The organism is Bartonella bilalgolemi (genome assembly GCF_023500045.1).
GTDB lineage: Bacteria > Pseudomonadota > Alphaproteobacteria > Rhizobiales > Rhizobiaceae > Bartonella > Bartonella bilalgolemii.
In genome coordinates this window covers 17,837-43,716 of sequence record NZ_JAMCOF010000004.1, presented here as the reverse complement: position 1 = coordinate 43,716, position 25,880 = coordinate 17,837, and the positions used below count along the sequence as shown (strand labels likewise).

General features: G+C 33.6%; 17 protein-coding genes, 2 tRNA genes and 1 pseudogene. 8 read left to right on the top strand and 12 right to left on the bottom strand.

Going from position 1 to position 25,880, the window contains the following annotated elements; all coding sequences use genetic code 11:
* Positions 1–12: 12 nt before the first annotated feature.
* Positions 13–1,252: pseudogene (locus M4Z11_RS03205) on the top strand (aromatic amino acid lyase).
* Between the two features lie 430 nt (positions 1,253–1,682).
* The gene (locus M4Z11_RS03200) at positions 1,683–3,095 is read left to right on the top strand and encodes an amino acid permease (protein WP_249676158.1); all 1,413 of its coding nucleotides are present in this window, start codon (positions 1,683–1,685) and stop codon (positions 3,093–3,095) included.
* Positions 3,096–3,523: 428 nt separating this feature from the next.
* Here M4Z11_RS03200 and M4Z11_RS03195 read toward each other — a convergent pair.
* From M4Z11_RS03195 to M4Z11_RS03185, 3 genes are all read right to left on the bottom strand, one after another.
* Positions 3,524–3,598, bottom strand: a tRNA-Val gene (locus tag M4Z11_RS03195).
* Between the two features lie 93 nt (positions 3,599–3,691).
* Positions 3,692–4,054 (bottom strand): cell cycle two-component system response regulator CpdR, encoded by a 363-nt coding sequence (gene cpdR, locus M4Z11_RS03190; RefSeq protein WP_035006684.1) that lies wholly within the window; start codon positions 4,052–4,054, stop codon positions 3,692–3,694.
* A gap of 415 nt (positions 4,055–4,469) precedes the next feature.
* The gene (locus M4Z11_RS03185; protein ID WP_249676154.1) at positions 4,470–5,339 is read right to left on the bottom strand and encodes a serine aminopeptidase domain-containing protein; all 870 of its coding nucleotides are present in this window, start codon (positions 5,337–5,339) and stop codon (positions 4,470–4,472) included.
* A 256-nt stretch (positions 5,340–5,595) separates the two neighbouring features.
* On the opposite strand from M4Z11_RS03185, the gene M4Z11_RS03180 reads away from it, so the two are divergent.
* Positions 5,596–6,099 (top strand): Hsp20 family protein, encoded by a 504-nt coding sequence (locus M4Z11_RS03180; RefSeq protein WP_249676149.1) that lies wholly within the window; start codon positions 5,596–5,598, stop codon positions 6,097–6,099.
* A gap of 191 nt (positions 6,100–6,290) precedes the next feature.
* Here the strand turns inward: M4Z11_RS03180 and M4Z11_RS03175 are convergent.
* Positions 6,291–6,367 (bottom strand) — tRNA-Pro (locus tag M4Z11_RS03175).
* Between the two features lie 540 nt (positions 6,368–6,907).
* On the opposite strand from M4Z11_RS03175, the gene M4Z11_RS03170 reads away from it, so the two are divergent.
* On the top strand, positions 6,908–7,285 hold the full coding sequence (locus tag M4Z11_RS03170; protein WP_249676145.1) for an iron-sulfur cluster assembly accessory protein: 378 nt from the start codon (positions 6,908–6,910) through the stop codon (positions 7,283–7,285).
* A 66-nt stretch (positions 7,286–7,351) separates the two neighbouring features.
* Here the strand turns inward: M4Z11_RS03170 and mazG are convergent, their stop codons facing one another.
* The 8 genes from mazG to M4Z11_RS03130 form a co-directional block, all read right to left on the bottom strand.
* Positions 7,352–8,170 (bottom strand): nucleoside triphosphate pyrophosphohydrolase, encoded by an 819-nt coding sequence (gene mazG, locus M4Z11_RS03165; RefSeq protein WP_249676143.1) that lies wholly within the window; start codon positions 8,168–8,170, stop codon positions 7,352–7,354.
* A 24-nt stretch (positions 8,171–8,194) separates the two neighbouring features.
* Positions 8,195–9,124 (bottom strand): lipid A biosynthesis lauroyl acyltransferase, encoded by a 930-nt coding sequence (locus tag M4Z11_RS03160; RefSeq protein ID WP_249676419.1) that lies wholly within the window; start codon positions 9,122–9,124, stop codon positions 8,195–8,197.
* 5 nt (positions 9,125–9,129) lie between these two features.
* Complete coding sequence (locus M4Z11_RS03155; RefSeq protein ID WP_249676141.1) at positions 9,130–10,158, bottom strand: zinc-binding dehydrogenase; 1,029 nt, start codon at positions 10,156–10,158, stop codon at positions 9,130–9,132.
* Positions 10,159–10,214: 56 nt separating this feature from the next.
* Positions 10,215–11,489 (bottom strand): beta-ketoacyl-ACP synthase, encoded by a 1,275-nt coding sequence (locus tag M4Z11_RS03150; protein WP_249676416.1) that lies wholly within the window; start codon positions 11,487–11,489, stop codon positions 10,215–10,217.
* Between the two features lie 15 nt (positions 11,490–11,504).
* Positions 11,505–12,680 (bottom strand): beta-ketoacyl-ACP synthase, encoded by a 1,176-nt coding sequence (locus M4Z11_RS03145; protein ID WP_249676139.1) that lies wholly within the window; start codon positions 12,678–12,680, stop codon positions 11,505–11,507.
* Positions 12,681–12,690: 10 nt separating this feature from the next.
* Positions 12,691–12,975 carry an acyl carrier protein gene (locus M4Z11_RS03140; protein ID WP_249676137.1) on the bottom strand — a complete coding sequence of 95 codons (285 nt, stop codon included), beginning with the start codon at positions 12,973–12,975 and terminating at the stop codon, positions 12,691–12,693.
* Between the two features lie 174 nt (positions 12,976–13,149).
* A complete protein-coding gene (locus M4Z11_RS03135) occupies positions 13,150–15,504 on the bottom strand; it encodes an NADP-dependent malic enzyme (RefSeq protein WP_249676135.1) in 2,355 nt (784 codons plus the stop codon).
* A gap of 332 nt (positions 15,505–15,836) precedes the next feature.
* Entirely contained in the window at positions 15,837–20,426 is a 4,590-nt protein-coding gene (locus M4Z11_RS03130) for a hypothetical protein (RefSeq protein ID WP_249676134.1), read from the bottom strand.
* A 745-nt stretch (positions 20,427–21,171) separates the two neighbouring features.
* Between M4Z11_RS03130 and hfq the strand changes: the two genes are divergently transcribed.
* The 4 genes from hfq to M4Z11_RS03110 all read left to right on the top strand — a co-directional run bounded on the left by hfq (position 21,172) and on the right by M4Z11_RS03110 (position 25,879).
* Positions 21,172–21,411 (top strand): RNA chaperone Hfq, encoded by a 240-nt coding sequence (gene hfq / locus M4Z11_RS03125; RefSeq protein ID WP_249676131.1) that lies wholly within the window; start codon positions 21,172–21,174, stop codon positions 21,409–21,411.
* 40 nt (positions 21,412–21,451) lie between these two features.
* Entirely contained in the window at positions 21,452–22,786 is a 1,335-nt protein-coding gene (hflX, locus tag M4Z11_RS03120) for a GTPase HflX (RefSeq protein ID WP_249676129.1), read from the top strand.
* Positions 22,787–22,926: 140 nt separating this feature from the next.
* The gene (locus M4Z11_RS03115; protein ID WP_249676127.1) at positions 22,927–24,654 is read left to right on the top strand and encodes a hypothetical protein; all 1,728 of its coding nucleotides are present in this window, start codon (positions 22,927–22,929) and stop codon (positions 24,652–24,654) included.
* 148 nt (positions 24,655–24,802) lie between these two features.
* On the top strand, positions 24,803–25,879 hold the full coding sequence (locus M4Z11_RS03110; RefSeq protein WP_249676125.1) for a COX15/CtaA family protein: 1,077 nt from the start codon (positions 24,803–24,805) through the stop codon (positions 25,877–25,879).
* Position 25,880: the final 1 nt, after the last annotated feature.

The window sequence follows — 25,880 nt, the reverse complement described above, 5'->3', positions numbered from 1 at the left end:
TTCTTATAAAGACTGAATCCAGTTAAAGTTACTTTGGATGAATTTGAAACTGTTGTTTACTGAGATGGCAAAACGAGCAAGCTTTATCATGATACACATTTGGTTATTAAAAAGAAGCAGAAACATATTGCTGAAATTGCTGCTAGCAGTGAACCAGTTTATGGAATTAATACTGGATTTGGCAAATTAGCTTCGATTAAAATTGATATAGATAATATGTTCATTTTACAAAGAATCATATTTTATAACATTGTTATAGAGTAGGGGTGCTTCCTCCTGAAAATGTTGTATGATTAATGATGACTCTGAAGCTTATTTTTCTGAGATGAATGGGTTTAGATGTTCATCTGGAATTAGGTATTTACTAGAGAACATGCTTGCAAATGGACTTATTCCTGTCATTTCCGAAAAGATTCAGTGAGCACATCAGTTAGTCTCGCTTCTTGTTCTCATATGGCTGCTGTGATAATGGGAGAAGGAGAAGCATTTTTTCAAAATATTCGTATGAGCGAAAAGGCTGATTTAGAAAAAGCAGTATTATTCCTCATTTTTTAGAAGCGAAAGAAGGATTAGTCCTGATCAATGATACTAAAACATCGACATCCCTTGCTTTTGCAGACCTTTTCATAGTTATTAAAAACTGTGTGGCGGATTTTTTTTAGGCGCATTAACAACAGATGTTGTTATGAGTTCAATGGCATCATTTCATCCTGATATTCATATTCTGCGGGGCTATTATGGACCAATTATTGTGTTATAAAAATTAGAAAATCTTTTAGAAGATTCAGAAATTCAGGAGGCACATTTATGTTGAGATAATTATGTCAAGGATCCTTATTGTATAGGTTATCAACCGCAAGTTATGGGTGCATGTTTTGATATTCTGATGGTAGCTGCTACTTTATTGTCTGAAAACAAACAAATAGCATACCCTACTTCAGTTGATTCGACACCGACTTTGGCAAATAAAGAAGATTATGTTTCAATGGTTTTGTTACGGTGCTCGTTAGTTGTTAGTGAAAAATGAGAATCTTTTCTATTATTGGTATTAAGACACTTGTTGCAGAACAAGGAATTGAATATCATGTTCCTTTTAAGCCCCTTATTATAATCTGTTATGAAGCGTTTACGTGCACATATTCAGATTCTAGAACAAGATCATTATATGTTTTCAGATCTTGGGAAAGCACGTGCATTCGTGAGTGAAGGATACTTGTTATCTATTTTAACAAAAACAATTTTCCACCATTAGTGATAAGCAATTAATTTTGAACTATGATCAGGACGTTATAATTATAATAGAGAGAGACTAGAGATTCGTTTTTTAATGATACTTGCTCATCGAAATTTTTTTTGATAAATTGAAAAGCAGCTTAGTTTAAGTAAGAGGGCGATGTGTATTATCATAACACAATTATCTTATTATCCATATTTCCTCAAATCTGAAGGGGAAAGAAGAGTGCAGCTTTTTTATTGTAAACGGTATATGTTGTATTGCCATACGAGATGAGATTATACATCTTAGCTGTTATGAATTGTATTTTTTTATGGAACTAAAGAAAATAAAAATTTAAGTTCTTCAGATATTTTAGAGTTTTTTCACATTTCAATCGATTTTGATTCTTATTAATCTGCCAATTTTGTTCTGTAAAGGCTGGAATGATATTTGATGAAGGATAGAAATGACAACAAATAAGCTTAAACGGGGTATAAATCAGCGTCAGGTTATATTTTTAGCTCTTGGTTCTGCTATTGGGACAGGGCTTTTTTATGGATCTGCTCAAGCGATTAATCTTGCTGGTCCAAGTGTTTTAATTGCTTATTGTATTTCTGGTTTAGCTATTTTTATAGTTATGCGTGCTTTAGGTGAGATGATTATTCATAATCCAATGCCTGGTTCTTTTGCTCGTTACGCTACAACTTATATATCGCCATTAGCTGGTTTTTTAACAGGGTGGACATATGTTTTTGAGGTAGTACTTGTTGGTTTAGCTGATATTACGGCTTTTGCAACTTATATGAATTTTTGGTATCCTGATGTTGCTCCTTGGATATGGACATTGAGCATTACATTTATCATTACCGGTGTTAACCTAACAGCAGTGAAAGTATATGGTGAGCTAGAATTTTGGCTTTCTTCCATAAAAATTATCGCCATTATCACTATGATTATTTTAGGCATAGCAATTATTTTTTTTGATTCGAATACAAATACAGTCTCTACTATTGGCATTCATAATTTATGGCAAAATGGTGGAGTATTTCCAAATGGTTTGTTTGGTTTTCTAGCTTGCTTTAGTGTTGTTGTTTTTGCTTTTGGTGGCGTAGAGATTATTGGAATGGCAGCAATGGAAGTACAGGATCCTAATAAAACAATCTCGAGAGCAATTAATTCTATTCCAATTCGAATTTTGCTTTTTTATGTTATGACTTTAGCAGTTTTAATGTCACTTTATCCTTGGAATGAAATCCGCCTTATTAGTAGTCCTTTTATTACAATTTTTGAAAGGTTTGGTATTTCGTCAGCAACCCATATTCTTAATATTGTTGTTATTACAGCTGTGGTTTCTGCAATTAATAGCGAAATGTATGGTGCAGTTCGCATGATACATGGTTTGTCTCAGGAAGGTTATGCATTTAAAAAATTCCAGTATTTATCAAAAAACGGTGTACCGATTTTTGTTATTTTACTCATATTTAGCGTATTTCTTTTTGGTGTTATTCTTAATTATTATTATCATAATCATCTTTTTTTTCTCATTGCAGCAATGGCGACATTTGCAACAGTTTTTGTTTGGAAGATGATTTTGCTTTCGCAAATTTTTATGCGGCTTAAAATGTCTTCAGAAGAACACCTTGATCTAAAATTTCCAATGCCATTTTGGCCAATAGGATCAATTTTTGCTACTTTATTTATGATCTTTATTTTTGTTTTATTGTGGTTTTTTGATAATACGAGATCAGTGTTGATTATAGGTGCTATTTGGCTTTCTTCACTTGTTATTTGTTTTTATGCACTTAAACTTTATAATTTAAAGAAAAGAAAAATCTATCAAGAAGAAAAGAAGGCTTACAGTCCAAAGCAGTGCAATTAAAATATAATGAGTTATAATTGAGAGGAGTACTTTGAAATATAAAAAAATTATTGGGCGATATAATTTTAAGATAACGTTTCTATTTTAAGAAGAGAGAGTAATCTTTTCTAAGAATTTTACACTTATTGTATTGAAAAGTTATTTTTATATTTACAATAATTCTTAAAAAAAAGACACAGAAAAGTTTAAAAAAATCAATTGAAAAAAGTAAAGATAGAAAAACATAACAGATTATAGATAAGTTTGAAAATTCTACATCTTAATTTTGATTTTAGTTCTTTTATTAAAAAAAGATTAAGCTATAAAAATTAAAGAACTTATAAAAACGGAAAAACAATTCAAAAAAGGTATTGATTGACAATATCTTGTTAGAAGAAAGTATAAAACTCTAATTTCTGCATCTTTTCTTACATATTAATAAAAGAATCTGGTGGGCGTGACAGGGATTGAACCTGTGACCCCTACGATGTCAACGTAGTGCTCTCCCGCTGAGCTACACGCCCATTATATAATGGTAGCATCACATATAAAACTATAAATGTTAATGCTTGATTGAATTTTTATAATAAAATTACGAATAATTTAAAACACCTTTTTCAAGCAGCTATAAGTATTTTTTCGATTTCACTAACCAATTCACGTAAATGGAATGGTTTAGAAAGAACTTTAGCATCAGGAGGAGCATCATGATTTGAATTTAATGCAACTGCTGCAAAGCCTGTAATGAACATTACTCGTAAATCAGGATCAATTTCAGTTGCACGTCGTGCTAATTCAATTCCATCCATTTCTGGCATCACAATATCGGTAAGTAGAAGAGAAAATGGTTCTTCTTGTAAACATTCATATGCACTAACGCCATTATCGAAATCAGTAACTTCGTAACCTGCACGTTCGAGTGCTTTTGCTAGAAAGCGACGCATGTCATTATCATCTTCTGCAAGCAAGATTCGTTTCATCATTATGTCCAGTTACTTTATTTATCAGAATTTATCATATTGATTTATACAATGAGAGCATTTATAGAAAAAGCTATAAAATACGTATTACTCAAAATGAATGGCGAAATGGTTAATTTCTTAGCTGTTATCCAGAATTCGCATTATTATTTTTAATTTTTTAATTCATTATGCACATAATTTTATTTAAGAATCAGATAGTTATAAGTTTTCAGCTCACTTAATTGCGGGCTTTATTTCTTTTCACTTCTTCTGATTCTTATTATATTGATTATATACTTTCGCTATTATATCAGTTTGTAGGAGCTGCTAATATTAAAAACTTATTAATTATTTTCTATATTGAAAGTTTATGTGATAACGCAATGCCTTTGATAGTATGAAAACTATGTATTTATTGGAAAATTTTATATTCTTAATGGCTTTGGGAAATAAAAGAGTCAAATGCAGCCCAAAATTGTTTACAATAGTATTTTTCATGCATAATAGTATCAAGCTCAGCTCCTATAATTGTAATACTGTCTATTAAACGTGTTGATCGACATAATTGTCGCACTTCAATATTATTCGCAATATTATTTTGATTAGCAAGGATAAACAGTGTTGGGATTTGTAACTTTCCATGAAGTATATTTGTTTTCATTGCGTCGATCGCATTGAGTGTTGAGGACAACCATTGGGATGTGGTTGGATTAAAAGATTGCGTATTTTCCTGTTTTAATTTTTTTCCATGTTTAACAGGTAAAAAGCCAAGGCCTATATCGGAAAAAAATTGTGTTAATTTATGTTGAAAACTATTTGTTTTATTGCCTAACGGAGCAAAAAGAGGAGAAACGCAAAGCATTCTGTTAAATTGATGATTGATAAGGCTTAGCCCGCTAAGTGCTATTACTCCTCCCATACCATAAGTAAGCATATAGTAAGGTGGAGGATAATTAGGATAAATAATTATTTTAAGAAATTCAGATAAGTTATTGATATAGTTATTAATATTAAAATAATTATGTCGATACCATTTCTGTTTATTAAATTGGTTTATTTCTTGATCAAACCAATCAAATATTGTGGTATAAAAACCGCGTTGAGAGATTTCATTCATTGGTAAAAAATATTCTTCTAAAGTATCTACATAGTTTTTGAGAATAATAACTGTTCCTTTAGCTTTTTCTGTTGCAGAATTTGTTATTGCAAAACGAATCTGACAATCATTAGCTATTTTGAAATAGCTACTACACATATTAGAGAGAGAAGAATTATAGTCTAGAGAATAAAGAGGTGTTTTCAATTAGGCATCCTTTGTTGATGGTATGTGCACAAGTTGATGCAAAATAAAAAATTTGTTACTTGTAATGCTGATAAAGGGTTAAAAAACAGTTATTTATTGTATTTTTGCAAATTACGATACAAAAGAGTTGAAATAAAAAAGATTTATTCCCAAATAAACATTACAGTCGCCATAATGGGACTGTTGGTCTGCAAATATATCTGTCATTTGAAGACTTGAAGGATCAATTATAGTCGCTCTAAAGGAGGGCAAACTTATGCGTCAAGTAGACTTTTCTCCGTTTTATCGTTCAACAGTAGGTTTTGATCATCTTCTTAATTGGTTTGATTCCAGGACACAATTGGATGATATTTCTTCTTATCCACCATATAATATTGAGCGTTTAAGTGAGGATTCTTATAGAATTTCTATGGCTGTTGCTGGTTTTTCACAAAATGAAATCGATATTGAAATACATTGTAATCAGCTAACCATTAAGGGTGAGAAAATGCCAGAAAATGATGGTGCAGGACGTGAATTTCTTTATCGAGGAATCGCTTCACGTGCTTTTGAACGTCGTTTTCATTTAGCTGATCATGTTAAAGTTATTGGAGCTGAACTGAGTGATGGTCTTCTCCATATTCAACTTAAAAGGGAAATGCCAGCTGAATTAAAACCAAGAAAAATAGTTGTGCAAGCATCGCCATCTGTTACTAAAAATAGTAATAATCATAATACATGTACAGAAAATTTAAAACTTAAGGCAAAAGAACAATTATAATTTAAAGTTATTTGAATAACGCGGGATAAAATTCTCGCGTTTTTTATGATCTTGAAGAGAAACTCTGAAGATTCTTTATGTAAAAAACGGTCATAAATAATTGAAAAAGTAGAATAGATTTTTGAAATTACATATGACATTGGAGAATTTTTTTCTTTAGGAAAAGATCCTTTCTCTTGATTTTAAAGGGATGGTCGGAGCGGCGGGATTTGAACCCACGACCCCTTGACCCCCAGTCAAGTGCGCTACCAAGCTGCGCTACGCTCCGAACTATTTAGCACGACTAAACAACTGTTTCTTTAAAAGCAAGGAAAAAACAACATTAAATCTACCAGAGTACTTTTCTTGTGGCAAGAAAGAACCACTAAGATGATGAAAGAAAGATTTTATAATCCAGTGTTTATAATTTATTTGGTATAAGTAATTAGGTTACCAAGTTTTTTTATTTATTTACTAATTTTTAGTAGCTGCTGTATGCATAGCTTAAGGATTATTGTAGTATAATGATGGAGAAAGTGGATAGATTTTGAATCTGCGGCATTGGTGGAAGAGAAAAGGAACTCTCTTTCATGTTTCTGTGTATGCTAAGAATCTGCTTTGAGAATAAATCAATTATATTGACACAGTTATAGATTAAATAGAACAAAAAGAACTTTTTAACTACTTTAAAGGGATGGTAAAAGGAGTAGCCATAAAAATCTAAAGAGATGTATACATAATTTTATCTGTTTAATCCGACGTTTGTTTTAATCTTAAAAAATAACATTATTGCAGCTAAAATCTTTGTTTAGTGAAAGAAGAATAAACGATGAGCCGTTTTTCAGTAATAAATTTGACAGAAGCTGCCATAGATCGCGTTAAAGCTATTATGGAAACAAAAAATGCATACGGTATTCTTGTTGGTGTTAAGAAAGGTGGGTGTGCAGGTATGGAATATACAATAACTCTTGTAACAGAAGAGATTCATGATGCTGATATTGTTGAAGTTAATGGTGCACGTGTTTTTGTTGCACGCAATGCAGTATTATTTTTATTAGGAACGCAGATGGACTATGAAGTAACAACACTGCGCTCAGGTTTTATATTTAATAATCCTAATCAAGTTTCGGCCTGTGGATGCGGTGAGTCCGTAGAGATTCGTCCTATTTCACAAAATAAGATAAATGAAATATACAATAAAATTTAGTTAAATAACAGATGGTTAATAATATTTCTAATTGTATCTGTTAAGCTATTACAAATTATTTTTTTATTATTTATTTTTGGCTTTATTCCAAAGATCTTCCATTTCTTGTAAAGATACATCGGTTAGTATTTTAGATTGAGCTGATAGATTTTCTTCAATATTCGCAAAGCGATTTCGAAATTTTATATTAGTTTTTTTAAGTGCTTTTTGTGGGTCGATATTCAAGTGACGTGCGAGATTCAATAGCGTGAAATAAAGATCACCAAATTCTATTTCTATATCGGATTTTTTTTCGATTTTTATTGCTTCTTTGAGATTATTGAGTTCTTCTTTGATTTTTGCAAAAATTTGATCACTCTCATACCACTCAAAACCAACTTTAGCAGCTATGTTTTGTAATGCGAGTGCTTCTTGATCTGCTGGTTGAGCTGATTTTACTTGGATAAGATAACTTGTTAGTCGATTATCTAGTACACTTATTTCTCCATATTGTTTTGTCTGTTCAGCTTTTTCCATTTTCTTGATACATTCCCACATTCCTTCTACAAAACCACGGCTTCTTTGCTCTGCATTTCCAAAAACATGAGGATGACGGCGAACCATTTTTGCCGTAATTGCATAAACAACATCTTCAAAAGTAAAACTTTTTTCTTCTGTAGCAATCACAGCCTGATACACTATCTGTAAAAGAAGATCGCCGAGTTCTTCACAAAGATCTGTTCGATTACCTCGTTCAATGGCATCAATAACTTCGTAAGTTTCTTCAAGCATATAAGGTATAATAGACTCAAAAGTTTGTTTTATATTCCAAGCGCAACCACTCTCACGATTTCGTAATATTGTTACAATTGAAATAAGGTCATTAATATCTTTTGATGCTAGCATTAATGTCTCTTTATCCTGGTATAATTATACATCCCAACGTCTATGAAACCACATCCATTGTTCAGGATATTCACGTATCCAAGCTTCAACAATATCATTTAATTTTTGTGTGGCAGCAGCTATGTTAATTTCGTTTTTTTCATCAAGAGGTAAGTCTACACGTTCATATAAATCTAAACGATAACGCCCTTCAGTGAGTCGGATACAACGTGCTGGATAAATATCACAATTATATTGCCGAGCGAGTTTTATAATTAAAGGATTTGTTTTAACTGGTCGGTTAAAAAATTTTCCAGGAATACCTCGACGGAACTTTTGATCGACAAGAACACCGATATTTTCACCTTTTGCTAATTTAGCTGCCAGTGTCCAGACTGCGCCAGCTTTGGATGGTACAAGATGTCCCATAGAGGTTCTGCGAGCTTTAAGAACTTGTTTTGCAATATAGGGATTGTTGGGAGGCCTAAATAATACTGTAACGTTAAGATCAAAACTTTGAGCGCATATAGGAAGGAGTTCAAAATTTCCAGTATGGGCTGTGAAAAAAATATATGGTTTTTTTTCGTTCTTTAGTCGTTGAAATATTTCAATGCCGTTGACTTCAACCAATCCTGGCTTATCAGCATTAGGATCGAAATCAAAAATTTTATCAAGAAAAACGTATTCGGCTAGAAGCCGCCCCATATTTTTCCACATTTCTATTGCAATTGTGCGCAATTCTTGTTCTGTCTTTTCTGGGTACGCAGCTCTAAGATTAGAAAGTACAATTTTATGACGAGGTACAAAAGGGCCAAATGTTTTTGCTAACCAGGAAAAAAAAGAAAAACCGATATTAGCAGGAAGATATCGTAAAATGGTTAAAAAACCGGTTAATAGGTATGCCCACAAAAAATTAAAATAATTTTTTGTATTAATTTTAATACGATACATTAAAAATTTAATATAATACTTTATCATAATTAATTGATCATTAGGATGATTTTTCCAAAAACATCACGGCTTTCCATGCGTTTTAAAGCTATGTCGATTTTATCAAAGTTAATAATTGTATCAATGACAGGATATACAATTCCTTGTGCCATTTTCTGCATGGCGTTTGTCATATTCTCCATACGACAACCAAATGAACCAAATATTTTCAGTTGTTGTTGAAACAATTGCATTAAATTCATAGATGTTGAAATACCAGAAGTTGAACCACAAGTTACCAAACGTGCTCCACGTTTCATGCTTAGCATAGAACCTGCCCATGTATCAGCGCCTACATGCTCAAAAACAACATCAACACCTTTTTTTTGAGTTAATTTACGAACAATACCTTCGAAACGTTCTTTACGATAATTAATAACGTGATCTGCTCCGAGAGATTGTGCTTTTTTAATTTTGTTGTCTGAGCCCACTGTAGTGATGACTGTACATCCCGTGTTTTTTGCAATCTGAATAGCTGCTGATCCAATACCAGAACCACCCGCATGTATTAGAATTGTTTCTCCAGCTTGTAATTTCGCGTTATCAAACAGCATATGCTCTACGGTTCCAAAGGTAATAGGAGCAACAGCTGCTTTTATTTCATCACATTCTAAAGGAGCTGGGACTAATAAATGCGCTGGCAGATTGACGAGTTCACATGCAAATCCATCAAGATGAAAACCATATACACCTTTTACATGATCGCAAAGATTATCGCGCCCTTCACAGCAGGCTTGGCATAGACCACAAGTATGAGCTCCGTAAATTGAAACGAGTTGCCCAACTTGCAAATTTTCAATGCCATCTCCTAATTGAGCAATTTCACCAGAAGCTTCTGCACCTATAACAAGTGGCATTTTTCTTTTCGCGAAGGCCATACCGCGCCATCCCCATACATCAATATGGTTAAGAGCAATGGCCTTTATACGTACTGTGACTTCACCCGGATTTGGTGGTGGTGGTGGAGTAATATTAGTAATTTTAAGTTGGCGCTCATTAATTAGTTGCAGTGCACGCATCGTTATTCTCTTTGAATGTCTATAAAGATTGATAGTTTTCAGATCGATTTAAATAATTATCCTTTATACGCTGTAATAACAAGGCTAGTATTTTGACCTCCAAAACCAAATGAGTTGGATAAAATTGCATTTATGCAAGCTTTACGCTTATGATTAGGAACGACATCTAAAGGAATTGTAGGATCAGGATCATCATAATTAATTGTAGGGGGAAGTATCCCTGTTTGGATGGTTAGAAGTGAAAAAACAGCTTCTATGGCTCCTGCAGCAGTTAATGTATGACCAATCATTGATTTATTAGAAGAGACTGGAATGTTCTTTAAAATATCACCAAAAACTGTTGATAATGCTAGATATTCCATCTTTTCATTTTCGGGTGTAGAGGTTCCATGCGCGTTGATGTAATCAATTTCATTGATAGTTATTTTTGCATCAGCTAAAGATTTACGGACTGCTCCAATTGCAGGCGAGGCATCGGGCTTTGAACGCGTACGATGAAAATCATCGGCTGTTTCTCCACAGCCTGCCAAAATTCCTAGAATTTCCACTTTACGAGCTAAAGCACTTTGAACAGACTCAAGGACAAGAGCACCTGATCCTTCTGCCATCACAAAACCATCTCTATCGCGGCTAAACGGTTTTGCTGCTTTTTCTGCTGGATCATTTTTGGTAGAAAGAGCAGATAATAGTGAAAAACGGATAAGGGATTCCGCTGAAACCGAACCATCAGTGGCAATTGTGAGGGAACGATCTGTTTCACCTCGTCGAATTGCTTCAACACCTAACTGGATAGCTGTTGCACCAGATGCACAAGCGGTTGAAAGCGTAATGGGAAGTCCTTTTGTTCCAAATCTTTCTTGAATTTTTTCTGCAATTGTCCCAAATTGAGTGGTTTCAAAAAGCTCATGATGAGGTTTTTGGCTACAAACTTCAAGAAGATGTGCATAAGTGGGCTCATGACTAGATATTACTTCTTTATCAAGAGCGAAGCGCGCTTTCCATTCAAGTTCAACTGGAGGAGCAGCCAAAAACAATGGTCCATTAAAATCTTCTTTATCAAGTTTTGCTTGTTCTAAAGCTTCTTCTGCAGCAAGATGCGCTAATTTTTCGGAAAGAGCTATAGCACTGATTGTACTTTCTTCAAGAAAATCAATTGTTCCTGCAATATGTGTATTTAATCCTTCAACAGGAAAACGTGTAATTTTATGGATGCCGCTAACACCATTAATTAATTTGTTCCAATTTTCCTGTTTTCCTTGTCCCAGTGATGTTACAACTCCTGCTCCAGTGATTGCTACAAGCGGACGTCCGAGATGATCGTTATATTTCATCATAGAAACTTTCTTTTATGCAGCAGTGAGGCGCACTATACCTTCAGCTCTTTTTATACCAATGGTTGTGATAAATGCTTCACGTATTTCTTCAGAAAATAACTTTTCATGAGAACTGAGGGATGGAAAGCTACGTTTTTTTCTAACAGCAATAGCCGCTAATGCAAGCGCTAAAGGAAATTGTGCTTCTCGCATATAGCCAAATAATGTCGTAATACCACGGTAAAATATATTAGCATTGTCAAGAGCACTTTGTTCTGCTCGTGTTACATCATGACAACCTGAGGCAGCTGAAATTATAAAGGAAGATTCAGCTTTTACTGTTTTTAACATTGTAGTAATTGTATCTTTAAGGGAATTTTTTGTTCTATTTGTTTGATTCGTGATAATTTGACTAATTTCAGCATAAACACGTGCATTGCGTTTTTGGGCTTGTTCACCATTTTCAAGAACAAGAAAAACACCACCAGAGCCAGTAATTAATCCACCACCAGAGCAATTTTTACGAGACCAAACTGGTGTCCATTCACCACGTGTTAAGAGCCCTCCAAGCTCATGAGCTAACAGCATATCATAGCTTTGTGCATTATAGGAGCTACCTACCAGTACGTGTGTGCTTTGTCCTGAGCGAATACGTGCAGCAGCAATTTGAATAGCAGAAAGTCCACTTCCTTCTTCACCCATAAAGGTACGAGAAGATCCAGTTATTTTATGAACAATAGAAATATTTCCAGCTAGAAGATTTGATAGTTGCGCTAAAAATAAAGTTGGCCGAAGTTCAGTCGAAAGGGTTAAATTTAACATAGGTTCATAATGAGTGATTGTACGTGCTTTTGCAAGAATTTGTGTATCGACAGTAATGTCACGTTCTCCTCCACTCGCTGCTACGATCATATCCATTGTTGATGTTAACTGTTGATCATTTTTCATACCTGCATCATCAAGAGCAAGACCAGCTGCATAGGTACCAAGGCGTTGCCATATTCCCATTTGCCGTTGGTCGCTTCGTTTTGGGATTTGCAGATTCCAATCAACTTCTGTCAATTGGTGGACAGCATAGGGTGCAAAAGTTATACAATCAAGATTCGGTTTAATTGCCGGGTTATTTAATTGATTCCAATGATGAATAGCCCCTTCACCTAAAGAGCTTATAATACCTATACCAGTAATGAATACAGCATGATTCTGCATAGCAAAAAAATTAGTCAGCTTGTTTTAAAGCAATGAGTTCATCAATTTTTGTACAAAGGTTTTTGAGAACAAAGTACTCTTCAGTTGTAATTGAACCTTCGTTGATTTCTTGTGTCCACTGTTCTAGTGGGATTTTAATTCCAAAGGCTTTATCAATGGCAAAAACAATATCAAGAAAATCAAGACTATCAATTCCTAAATCATCAATTGTATGGCTTTCGGGTGTAATCATGCTGCGATCAATTTCACTAATTTCTGCAATAATATCAGCGACTTTGTCAAAAGTAGAAGACAATGTATGATTCCTTATTATGTTAGTAGCTTTATCAAAAACTTCAATTGCGATTCTATCTAGCCTTTTTTACCTTAAAAAAAAAGACTTAATCCAAAATACAATTGTCTTTTCAATATTGAAAATGAATTTACAATAAATTTAGCTTGGTCTCTCAAGTGTTCCTATAAAAGGCTTTTAAGTTTTATTTACGTGAGGATTTTTTGTTTTCATTTGTTTTATTGTAAGATTTTTTCTATTTGCAGCAAGGACTGCAAGAGCTGTCATATTGACAACACCTCGTGAAGTTACTGAAGGTGTTAGAATGTGTGCGGGACGTGCAGCTCCAATCAAAATAGGACCTACATGCAGTGCATTTGTTAAGTTTTTGGCGATATTAAGCGTGATATTAGCAGCATCAAGTGTTGGAAAGACCAGCAAATTAGCTTCGCTTGTAAGGCGTGAAGCAGGGAAAACACGGTCACGAAGAATTTTGGACAGTGCAGCGTCACCATGCATTTCCCCATCTGCTTCTAAATTTGGATATAATTCAGCAAGGATTTCGGTAGCACGACGCATTTTGCGTGCGCTTGCTGTGTTTTTAGAACCAAAATTTGAATGTGATAATAAAGCTACTTTTGGTTTTATACCAAATGCTTCAATTTCTTGTGCTGCTAGGATTGTCATTTCTGCTATTTCTTCCGCAGAAGGATTTTCATTAACGTAAGTATCCGTTAGAAAGAGAGTGCCACGTGTAGAGATGAGGAGACTGACTGCAGAAAAATGATTAACATTTGGGTCAAGTCCAATAATTTGTTCAATTAATTCAAGATTACGTTCGAAACGTCCTTCTAGACCACAAATCATTGCATCAGCTTCACCACGCATAACTGCAAGAGCTGCAATAGCTGTAGTTGATGTTCTTACGATTGTTTTCGCAACTTCAGGTGAAACACCACGTCTGCCTGTATAATGTAGAAATAAATTAACATAGTCACGAAAACGTGGATCATTTTCTGGATTTGTGATTTCGAAATCTATGCCAGGACGAATTTTTAAACCAAAGCGTTTTAATCTTGTCTCTACTACATGTGGGCGACCAATAAGAAGAGGAATAGCTGTTTGTTCTTCAAGAACAATTTGTGCGGTACGAAGAACACGTTCGTCTTCACCGTCAGCATAGATTACACGTTTACATTTTGCTGTTTTGGCTGCTGCAAAAACAGGTTTCATTATAAGACCAGAACGGAATACAAAACGATTAAGGGTATCATGATAGGCTTCCATGTCTTCAATGGGTCGTGCTGCTACACCTGATTCCATTGCTGCTTTGGCAACAGCAGGGGCAATGCGTAGTATTAAACGCGGATCAAAAGGCGAAGGAATGAGGTATTCTGGTCCAAAACTAGGTGGTTTTTTTGAATATGCACATGCTGCAACGTCTGAAGTTTCTTCACGAGCAAGGGCAGCAATCGCATGAACTGCGGCCATTTTCATTTCTTCATTTATTGCAGTTGCACCAACATCTAATGCACCACGGAAAATATAAGGAAAACAGATAACATTATTAACCTGATTAGGATAATCGGAACGTCCTGTGCAGATCATTGCATCGGGTCGTACTGCGCTTGCTTCTTCTGGCATAATTTCCGGTGTTGGGTTGGCAAGCGCTAGAATTAAAGGTTTTGAAGCCATTTTTTTTAAATATTCAGGTTTCAAAACTCCAGCTGTTGAAAGACCTAAAAAGATATCTGCATTATCAATGATGTCGGCTAGGGTTCTCGCATCAGTTTTTTGTGCATAGTTAATTTTCCAACGATCCATAAGTGTTTTGCGACCTTTATACACAACACCATCTAAATCGCTAAGCCAAATATTTTCAACTTTTGCTCCAAGGCAGACTAAAAGGTTAATACAGGCCAAGGCAGCTGCGCCTGCACCTGAGGAAACTATTTTTACATTTTCAATTTTTTTGTTAACAAGACCTAAGGCGTTTAATACAGCAGCACAAGCGATAATAGCAGTCCCATGTTGATCATCATGAAAAACCGGAATATTCATTTTAGCACGAAGTTGTTCTTCAATCTCAAAGCATTCTGGAGCTTTAATGTCTTCAAGATTGATTCCACCAAATGTTGGTTCTAATCCAGACACAATTTCTACCATTTTTGTGATATCGGGAGCATCAAGCTCGATATCAAAAACATCAATATTTGCAAATTTTTTAAATAAAACAGCTTTTCCTTCCATAACTGGTTTGGAAGCAAGTGGGCCAATATTTCCTAAGCCAAGAACGGCAGTTCCATTTGATATAACAGCTACTAAGTTAGAACGAGAAGTATATTGAGATGCAAGTTGTGGATCATTATAAATGGCAAGACATGGTGCAGCAACACCTGGAGAATAAGCAAGTGCTAGATCACGTTGATTATCTAAGGGCTTTGTTGCTTGTATCTCTAGTTTTCCAGGTTTTGGATGTTGGTGATAAAAAAGTGCTGCACTTTCAAGTTCAGTTTGTTGCAGGCGAGTATTGCTATTTTGTTTTTTAGACATTTTTATAATATCCGAGTTAGTATATATTTACAGAAGCGTTGTTATTTATAATCAATTTTATCTACTACAGGCTCTGATTTTTTTTCATATTAAAGTGTAAGGATAAGTTATTTTTCCAGATTGCTAAACCAATTTGTGAGAGTGTATTAATTGATAAGTTCATTAATATTAGTAGTATTATTTTATCCTTCTGACGGAAAGTTTTATGATGTTTATTTATTAAGTTTAAATAGATTAAGCTTTCAGTAAAGATATAATATAATTACGTAAAATAGATAAAATTGAAAAGAAAAAAGGTGAAAAATTTTCTCTTTTTCACCTTTCTTTTTGTTTTATTGAATTCGTCCACTTGCATGAGCAAGCATAGTATAAACTTTCCCAGTATCTGATGTCAGATATTGGCGAGCTAAACGGATATCTCCAGAATTGCGAGATATATCACGTAATAATTTTTCAAAATCTGAAATATACTGACTAACTGAATCTCTAAAGTCTATATTATTTAGATATTTTTTTCTAATTGTTTCAAATATTATTTTTCCATTCGGTGTATAAAGATGTTCAACTTCGATATTTTTTTGTCCACGTTTATAACGATTCCATAACTCAACAGCCGCATTATGATTAATGGTTTGAACAATACCATTTACTAATGAGTTAAGAGATCCATTCATAGAATCAGATTTTTTTTGTTCTGGTGAAGAAGAGAAATTGTTATTTTTTTCAGAACATAATATTTCTTCACGTGAGACTCTTTCTAAAAGGTCTGATACCCATTTGTTTTGTTTTGTTTTGTTTTGCCCTGTTTGCACAACAGGTTGTGGTGGTACTATTTTTTTATTGATTTCAGGAGTTACACTATTTGACGTTAACAACGCGGCTATTGTTGGTGCTGATTGGTCTTTTTCAGTATTTTGCATAATATTTGTCAAGTCTTTTAGTGCTGTAATTTGTTCACTTAAGGCATGTCGAATTGTCTGTGTTGTTTCTTTGGCTTTTTCTGGTAATTTTTGAATACTTTCATCAATATCGTTATTAATTTTTGAAAATTCTGAGCGAATTTCATTGGCTGAAAAGCGTATATTTTCTGCAGCTTCTGAAAAACGTGTTGAAGCTTCATTAATCAATTCATGAAGTGTTCGTTGCATTAAATGTGTCGAGTTACGTGTATTTTCATCAGTACGTTCAAAGGTTAAGCTAAGAACATTTTCGTAATGTTTTATAAGTTGATTAACTTCATCAGATTTTGAAACAAGAGCGTTACTTAATACAGAAAGTGCGTTTTGCTTTTCTTGGAGTGTTATATTAAGTGTGTTTTCTGATTGTTCAAAAACTCGAATAGCTTCAGAAAGAGTTTTAGCATGTTCACCAAAATTATTTGTTATATGACTAATTTGCTCAAATGTATTTTGAGAAAGTCCTTGTAAAGTCTCTACGTTGCTATTGAGCTCTTGATTTGATGTTGATAAGTATTCTGCTACTTGATTGGTATTATGGAAGAAATTATTTGCAGTTTCATTTAACTGACCATCAAGACTTTGAACCGTTGATATCAATATGTTACTATTCTCATGAATATTATAAATGGACTGATTTAATTGTTCGAGCACAGCTGAAACATTATTGATAAGATCTTCTTGTACAGTAGCCATGGTTTGAATAGTTTCGGAATTTTTTTGTGTAAGAGTATTCACTAAGGATTCATTTTGCGCATAAATTCTTTGTTCAGCTTCTTGTGTTGAAAGAGAAAGCTGTTCACCAATTTGCTGTGTTAAATTACCAATGGATTCAGTTGCATTGTATGCAGCTTGATTCAAATAACCTGTTAATTCCGTTAATTGCGCCATATGGCCTGAAATTTTTTCGGATGTTTGATCTTTTGCCTCTTCTAAGCGATTGTTTACATTAGCTAATTGATGACTTAAATTATTTTCAAAATCTAACATCGATTGATGAAGAACATTGGAGCGTTCATTGAGTAATTGATTAACTGCTTCTGCTGAAGCGTGAATTGTTTCATTAATCAGTGCTTGTGCATTATTAGTTACTGTTGCGAAGGCATTTGCAGTATGAGTTGTCTGTTCAGTTAGGGTAGAAACGATTTTCTCACTAGTTTCATGGGCTGTTTGTTCAACATTTGATGTAATACGGTTGCTAGATTCTGAGATAATATTTGTTGCTTTGATAGCAACATCTGCAAAAGATGAAATAAATTGATTACCAGCAGCGACAAGAGAAGCCTCTGACTTTTCTGTTTCATTAGCCATTGCTGATGCTAATTTTTCAGAAATATTGATGAACTTTTCTTGTACGCTACCTGTAATTGTATCAACAGAACTTTCTAATGAGATACGTATATTATCTGCGCTTTCTTCCAGCGCTTTTTGGATTGTTTGGTTATGTTCATTATTAAGGATCATAGATCTTTTTAGGCTATCGGATCGTTCCTCAAAAGTGGATGTTTGTATGTCAATAGTTTCGCATACTTTCTCAAGTTTTTCGGATAACGTTTCTTCCAATGTAGCGGCTCGTTCAAAAACTTGACGTGCACGGCTTTCCAAATTTTCGTCGAATAATCCTACGTGTGTCTGAAGAGTATCAAGGAGTACATCATTTGACTGAGAAAGAGTATTCTTAAGGAGATCAGTATGTCCTTCAAGATTTTTTATATGGTTTTGAACAGTTTCTGTGACGACTTTATTACTATTAATAATTGCATTTTCAACTAAGTCTGTTTGTTGTTTTAATGCCATATCAACATGTATATCGCTTTTAGCGATGAGATTGTGAATTGTTTCTATACGTTGCTCAAGTACACGTGCTTGATCTGCAAGAATTTCATTAAGAGAAAAACTATTAATAGCCAAGGAATCACGAAGGGCATCGGCACGTATATCAATATTTTTAATTTGTTCTTCTACAGCATTTTTAGTTGTTTCACAGCTTTGTGTGATGGATTCTTGTAGTTTTTCTGTACATTGAACTATGTTAGTCGCATGATCTTTAGCATGTTGATCAACAATTTGAATATTCTGACTTAGCATCTTTTCAACATCTGAAACATTTTTTGTTAATACATCAATTTGATCTTTTAATGTATCAGCAATTTTATTTTTTTCGCTATCGAGCATAATCGCCATTACATCTCTTTGATTGGCAATTTGTGTTTTGAAGTCTTGTGAGCGTTCATTTATTATGTCAATAATTGCATTATCAACATTTTTTATTTCTTCTTGCAAAACTTTTTTGCTTGCATTAACTGCAGAAAAAATCTGATCATGTCCGTTTGTAAATACATCAGTAATATCAGTAGTTATTTCTTTAAGATTTACGTTGATTTGAGAGGCGTGAGCTTCCAGAAAGCTACTAAGCTTTTCAGCATTATTTTCTAATTCTTTACTGCGAGCAACGAAGGATTCGATAATGGTATCGCTGTGTTTTTTAAGAGATAAGTCAACGTTTACAAGACGATTTCCAAACGCTTCAATTGCTTCTGAGGTGATATTATCAAATTTAGAAGAGAGTTTATATGCCTGTTGATCAAGCTGCATAATTTTTTCATCAAAATCTTGTAATGATTGATTATTACGGTCAATAATTGCTTCATCTAATGTTTTAAATTTCTCATCAACATTGGATAAAGTTTGATCGGTTGCAGTTTGTATACGTGTTGCAAGTTTAGCAATGTGCATTTCAGCTTTAGTGGCTGTTTCATCGAAAGTTTTTGCTAATTGTTTTTCATTATTATCAAAACGCTCTGAAAAAGTATCAAAAGTCTTCCCTAATACATGAAAAAATTCTGTATTTTTCTGTTGAACTTGTAATGTTGTTTCATTAAATTTTTCAAAGAGCTGATTTGTTACACCGTCACCTGCGTAAGAGAGCTTCTTAACAAGATCTTCTCCTTGTTTTTGTAATGTTTGAGTAAGAGTTTGCGCAAGTTTCTCGACATTGGTGGCAATTTTGGAAGTAGCTAAGTCAAATTCATCACTCAGTTGCTCTTGTGTTCCTTTGATTACTGTTTGTACGCGATCAGCATGGTTTAAGATTGCTGTACGTTCATTATTTAATTCCTTAATTAAGGTATAAATACGTGATTCATTTTCAGAATAGGCCCGTTCAAGATTATGAACTTCGCTTTGAATGATAGCTTCGAGTTCAACAGCACGACCGAGGGTGCGTTCGATTCCTTCATTCATTGCAGCCACTTCTTTACGAATGGTTTGGCCTATAGCAATTGCTTGCTTTTCAGAGATATTCTGTGGTTCGCTAAGGCGTTGTGCAGCATTGGTCATAAGAATGGCAATATTACGCAATTCATTTGAACGTTTTATTAGTTGGGCTCCGCCCCAAGACATAAGGATAGGGATTGTAGTTCCTGCTGCTACAGCTAATCCAAGGGGAGATGTAACAAAGGCAATGATATTTGCTAAAGAACTTAATCCAGAAGGAGCTAATTTATGAGCAATAAAAGCACCTCCTGTTACCCATAGAGCGCTGAGAGCTGTTGTGCTCCAATAAATTCGAGAAACAGCATTTTGTTTCAGTGATGTGAAATTGAAAGGTATTGTTATATCATCATTAGCAGGGAGAGGGTGTGTGGGTAATAGTGTATCACGCACAGTTCCACCTGAAAGTTCATGAATCGGTTTTTGGCCAAAAAGTAATTCAGCAACTGATTCATCAACAACAGCATTATCATGAATATTAGATGAGGTGAGAACTGAAGTTTCATTTTCAGAAAGGATTTCTTCTTCTGAAGTCGCAATTTTTTGAATCAAATCATCTACATTAATTAGATTGTCAGAGTCACTTGATATTATTTTCTCAATCTCTGTGTTATCAAAATCAAAGTTCATTGCTTTTTCAAGAGCTTCTTCGACTTCGATTTCAAATGCTTGCAATTTGGTTCTGCGTGCCATACTCGCCTCATACTCTTACAGATGGAAAAGGAATACGCCCTTATCCAGATAATTCTATATACTAACCGTTAATTGTTTAGAAAGAAATACGTTTAAAGAAAAATTTAAAAACTTATCAAGATAAAGTTAACGCAACTTTTATTTTGTGTTCAAAAATAACAAAAAATATATTAAAAACAATATTATATAAAATTGTAGCTATCACGGAATTATCTATAGATAACTCAAATTGATAGAAAATATTACGAGTTTAGTGCATTTTATGGGGGCGATTTAATAGAAATTGTATTTAAATATAATGAGGATAAATTTCTAAGTCACACTAATTTGGTTTCTTGTATAAGGAGACATGATATTAAAAATTGCGTTTAAAATGCGTTTGAATACAAGTCTATTTTATAAAATTACTATTCCTATATTTCTGACTTAGATAGACTAATCGTTTATTAATTACAAAATAAATATTGTTGTTATTTTTTAATTAATAAACATCATATTTTACCGAAAAATAAAAAGTGAACCTTGAAATAATATTGATTAATGTACAGTAAGTACTGAGAAGTTATCATACTTTCTTTGCATTTGATTTTACTGATTGTTATGCTCATAACTAATATTAATATAAAATGATATCTTATAAAATTTTTAGTACGGATACATTGACAAGTTAGTACTTTCAGTCGATATATATTAAAAAATATTGTGATAAATATTTATGCATTTCACAACAAAAGGTGTAAAAATAATGGTAGAACAATCACAACACCTGCAGGATATTTTTTTAAATACAGTTTGTAAGCAAAAAATTTCTCTTACAATTTTTCTTGTGAATGGCGTTAAACTGACAGGTATTGTCGCATCATTTGACAGCTTTTGTATTCTTCTACGCCGTGATGGGCATGAGCAGTTAGTTTATAAACATGCTATTTCTACAATTATGCCAGGGCAATCTGTACAGCTTTTCGAAAACGAAGATAATAAATAAATTGTATATCTTTTATCCTTTTTATAATATTTAAATTATCATGATAGGTAAAAATGAGAAATCTGGAAAGTTTATTTCACAGATTGAGGAGCCGATGCGTGTTGCTATTTTTGTACCGATCTATTCTTACGGAGACAAGCAGCAAAAGACTTCCAATGAACGCTCAGTAGATTCTCGAGTAAGAGAAGCGTTAGGATTAGCGCGTGCTATTAAGTTGAATGTTGTTCATTATGAAATTATCAATATTGCTACACCATGTTCTTCAACTTTATTTAGAATAGGTAAGGTAAATGAATTTGCTCATTATATAAATGAGCATCAAATTATGCTTTCAATTATTGATCATTTTTTAACGCCAGTGCAGCAGCGTAATTTGGAAAAATTATGGAATTGTAAGGTTATTGATAGAACAGCTTTGATTCTTGAAATTTTTGGTGATCGGGCGCGAACAAAGGAGGGGGTTCTACAAGTAGAATTGGCGCATTTATCTTACCAAAAAAGTAGGCTTGTTCGTAGTTGGACACATTTAGAGAGGCAACGTGGTGGTAGTGGCTTTTTAGGTGGTCCTGGTGAAACTCAAATTGAAGCAGATAGACGTATTTTGCAGAAAAAAATTATCAGTATTCGTCGCGAATTAGAAACCGTTGTTAAAACACGCGCTCTTCATAGAGCTAAAAGGAAAAAGATACCTCATCCTGTCATTGCGTTGGTGGGATATACAAATGCGGGAAAATCAACACTTTTTAACCGTTTAAGTAATTCTAATGTGCTGGCAAAGAATATGCTGTTTGCAACTCTTGATCCCACTTTACGTAAAATTGTTTTACCTCACGGGCAAACAGTTCTTTTATCTGATACTGTGGGTTTTATATCTAATTTACCAACACATTTAATTGCAGCTTTTAGAGCAACCCTTGAAGAGGTGATAGAAGCTGATTTAATTCTCCATGTAAGAGATGTGTCCGATCCTGATCATCATGCTCACGCTCAAGATGTTTTTGAAATACTTTCAAGTCTTGGGATTGATATTAATAACATAGATCATATCGTGGAAATTTGGAATAAAATTGATATGTTGGATCACCACGCATTGGGCGTTTTGCAGACAAACTCAAAAAAAATGTTAAATTCTGCACTAATGATGTCAGCCCTTACTGGTAAAGGGTTGGATCAATTGTTAGCCCTTATTGAAAAGAAAATTTTTGGGGACATACAGAGTGTTGAGCTGATTTTAAAGCCTAATGAAATGAGGATTATTGATTGGTTCTATAAGAACTCTAGTCAAATAGAACAAAAAAGCAATGATGATGGCTCTATTACTATTAAAGCAGTACTTACTGCTGAAGCAAAAAAACGATTGAACTATATAAAATAAAATATGTACTAAAGTTATCGTAAATAAAAAATTTATTTTTATATTTTCTTATCTCTCAATAATATAATCTTTAGTTAAGGGGATAGTTACTACTTTCTCTTAAATAAAAAAAGTAATGTATTTTTGGGATTAAAATAAAAATGAATTTTAAGTGCGATAAAAAATTGTTAGCACTCATAATGCCGCGAAAAGCTCTAATTGCTTTGTTAGTAACAATACACTGCGTATTGTCAATTTTGTTATATTATTTTGTTTATCCAAAAACTTATCAAGCAACATTAACATTTATGTTATCCGATTCTAGTGGGGTACCATTATCGACTGATAAAAAAAATAATATTATCGCATTACTGTTTTCGCAACCTCTTCTTCTAAATTATTCAAGTTCTGACAGGGCAATTTCTTATGATTCATACGTGAAAAATTTTTATAAAAATATCCAATTATTACGCAAAGGTGATTTTATTGATCTTTCTTTTGAAGCAAAAACTATCGAAGATGCTCGACAAGGCTTAGAAACTTGGTTTTCTAACTTTTCTGAGAAGATCATGAAGCGAGATGAAAAATATGATAAAAATGCATTTTTCCATATTTTTCAAACATTTCGTTCATCTATTGCTTCTATCATTTATCATGAAGCCAAACAGGTCGAGTTTAATAGCCTTTACGCACAGTTAACGGATACAATTTTGAGACGTATTCGTTTAAAAAGTTTAAATTCAACTATTAAAATGATGCGTCAACAAGGACAATCTTTATTATCCTTATCATTTATAGCAGATAATTCTACTGTTATGGCTCTAGAGGCTAAACTTGATCTCTTGAATGCACAAAAAGCTCATATGGTTGTTCAATTAGGTTGGGGACACCCTCAAATCAAGGCAATGATTGCAGAAATAGAGGAACTTTCTACTCAGTTAGAAAGTAAAATTTCGCAGATTGTTGAGCAAACTCGTTTAGATGAAATCATTGCAGAGAATGTTGAAACACAGTTAAGAGAGAAAATTAGTACTTTTGTGGAGGATCAGTCTCAATCCTTAAATCAGATGTTAAATAAGTTAGAAAATAAAATAAAAGCAGCGATAGATATACAAAGCCAAGAAATAAGTAAGGATACTCTTTCATTACAGAATATAAAGATTCACGTGATAGCTCCCATAGAAGTAACCTCAATTTCTTTTATCGATTTTTATAGCAGAAATATTTTTGTTATTATATTTGCAAGTTTAATCGCTTTGGGAGGAGGGCTATTATTGCAAAAATATTCTGGAGCAAAAAAAAAGCACTCAGAGAAAGAAAGTTTTAAATGTAATAGTAGTATCTCCTTATTCAAGACAAAAAGAAATTCTGAAACTTTGAGTACAATAGAGGAATTATCAGTTTTCCTGAAATCACGTGTTTCGACAGTTGTTTCAATAATCGGACCAGAAGCCGCACGAATAGCAGCAAAATTATCTCTTCATCTTATCAAGGAACATAAAACAATCTTGTTGGTAGATATTTCTGGGAAACAAATAGAAAAAGTGATTGGCTCACGTTCAGGATTGAGCGATGTCTTAACAGGATGTGCGCAATTGCATGATGTTATTTATCATGATTATGATACAGGGATTGATATTTTTCCACGTGGAATAACAAGTGCTGAGCGTGCAAAAAAATTTTCAAATGCTATTCCTGTTATATTACAAGAATTTAAAAAAGATTATGATTTTATTATTTTAGAGATGACTATCGAGCCTCAATATGGACTTGAAGAAATTGTAGAATGGACAGATTATTATGTTTGTGGTGTTCCACTTTATAAACATAATTGGATAGCGCAGATGGTATATAAATTCCCCAAAAAGGTTTATCGTGTCAATGCATAGTTGTAATGTGCCAAAACAGCGGTAATTATATCTTAATAGCAAGACTTTGGTTTTTTGTGCATTGATGAATAAATATGTCGTAATAACTAAAGCTTAATATTTAAATTTTGCAAATTTGTAGTTGTAGATGAACTGGAGATAATCGAAAATGACAATAAAAAGGTTGAATGAGATAGCTTTGACGCCACTACAAAAACAAAATAGAAAACAAATACAGATATGGCTTTATGCTGTTTTACTGCTTTGTTTAGCGATTGTTGTAATAGGCGGAGCTACCCGTTTGACAGGATCCGGATTATCAATAACTGAATGGAAGCCAATTTATGGTGTAATTCCACCGATTACTATAGAACAATGGCAAGAAGAGTTCTTGAAATATCAACAGATAGCGCAGTATAAAATACTCAATCATGATATGACTTTAAACGCATTTAAAGTGATTTTCTGGTGGGAATGGGGACACCGTTTTCTTGGTCGTTTGGTTGGCCTTGTAGCTTTGTTGGGTTTAATTTGGTTTTGGGCAACTAAGCGTATTGAAAAAAATATTTTTCTTCAGCTTGTATCCGTACCGGTTCTTATTGCTGTTCAAGGTGTGATTGGCTGGTGGATGGTAGCTTCTGGTTTGGGGACAAGTAATTTAACAAGCGTTAGTCAATATCGTTTAGCGCTTCATCTAATAACGGCATGCTTTGTAATTATTTTTGTTACTTATTTATCTCGAGGTCTCACAGAATATTCAGAACAACCGGCAGATCAAGCTGTGCAACGTTTCGCAGGTTGGTTTGTTTTTTGCATTTTAGTTGAGATTTATTTTGGTGCTTTAGTTGCAGGTCTTCATGCAGGCAAGGTTTATAATACATGGCCATTAATGGATGGCCAGATTATACCTGACGGATTACTGAACTATAATCCCGTTTGGCTCAGTTTATTTGAAAATCCTTTAACAGTGCAATTTATACATCGTGTTTTTGCGTATTTTTTGTTTATTATAGCGATTGTTCATGTTTTGTATGTAAGCAAAAAAAATCCTCGTTCAATGCATGCTCGTCGTGCATTGTTGTTATTTATTATCATAGTTGTTCAGGCATTTTTGGGTATCATTACATTGTTAAATGAAGTGCCAATTAGTTGGGGGCTTATTCATCAAAGTGTTGCGTTAGTAGTATTATGCTTTTCAGTTGTTCATTGGCGAGCTACAAAGGGAGCATATCTTGTTGTTAAATAAG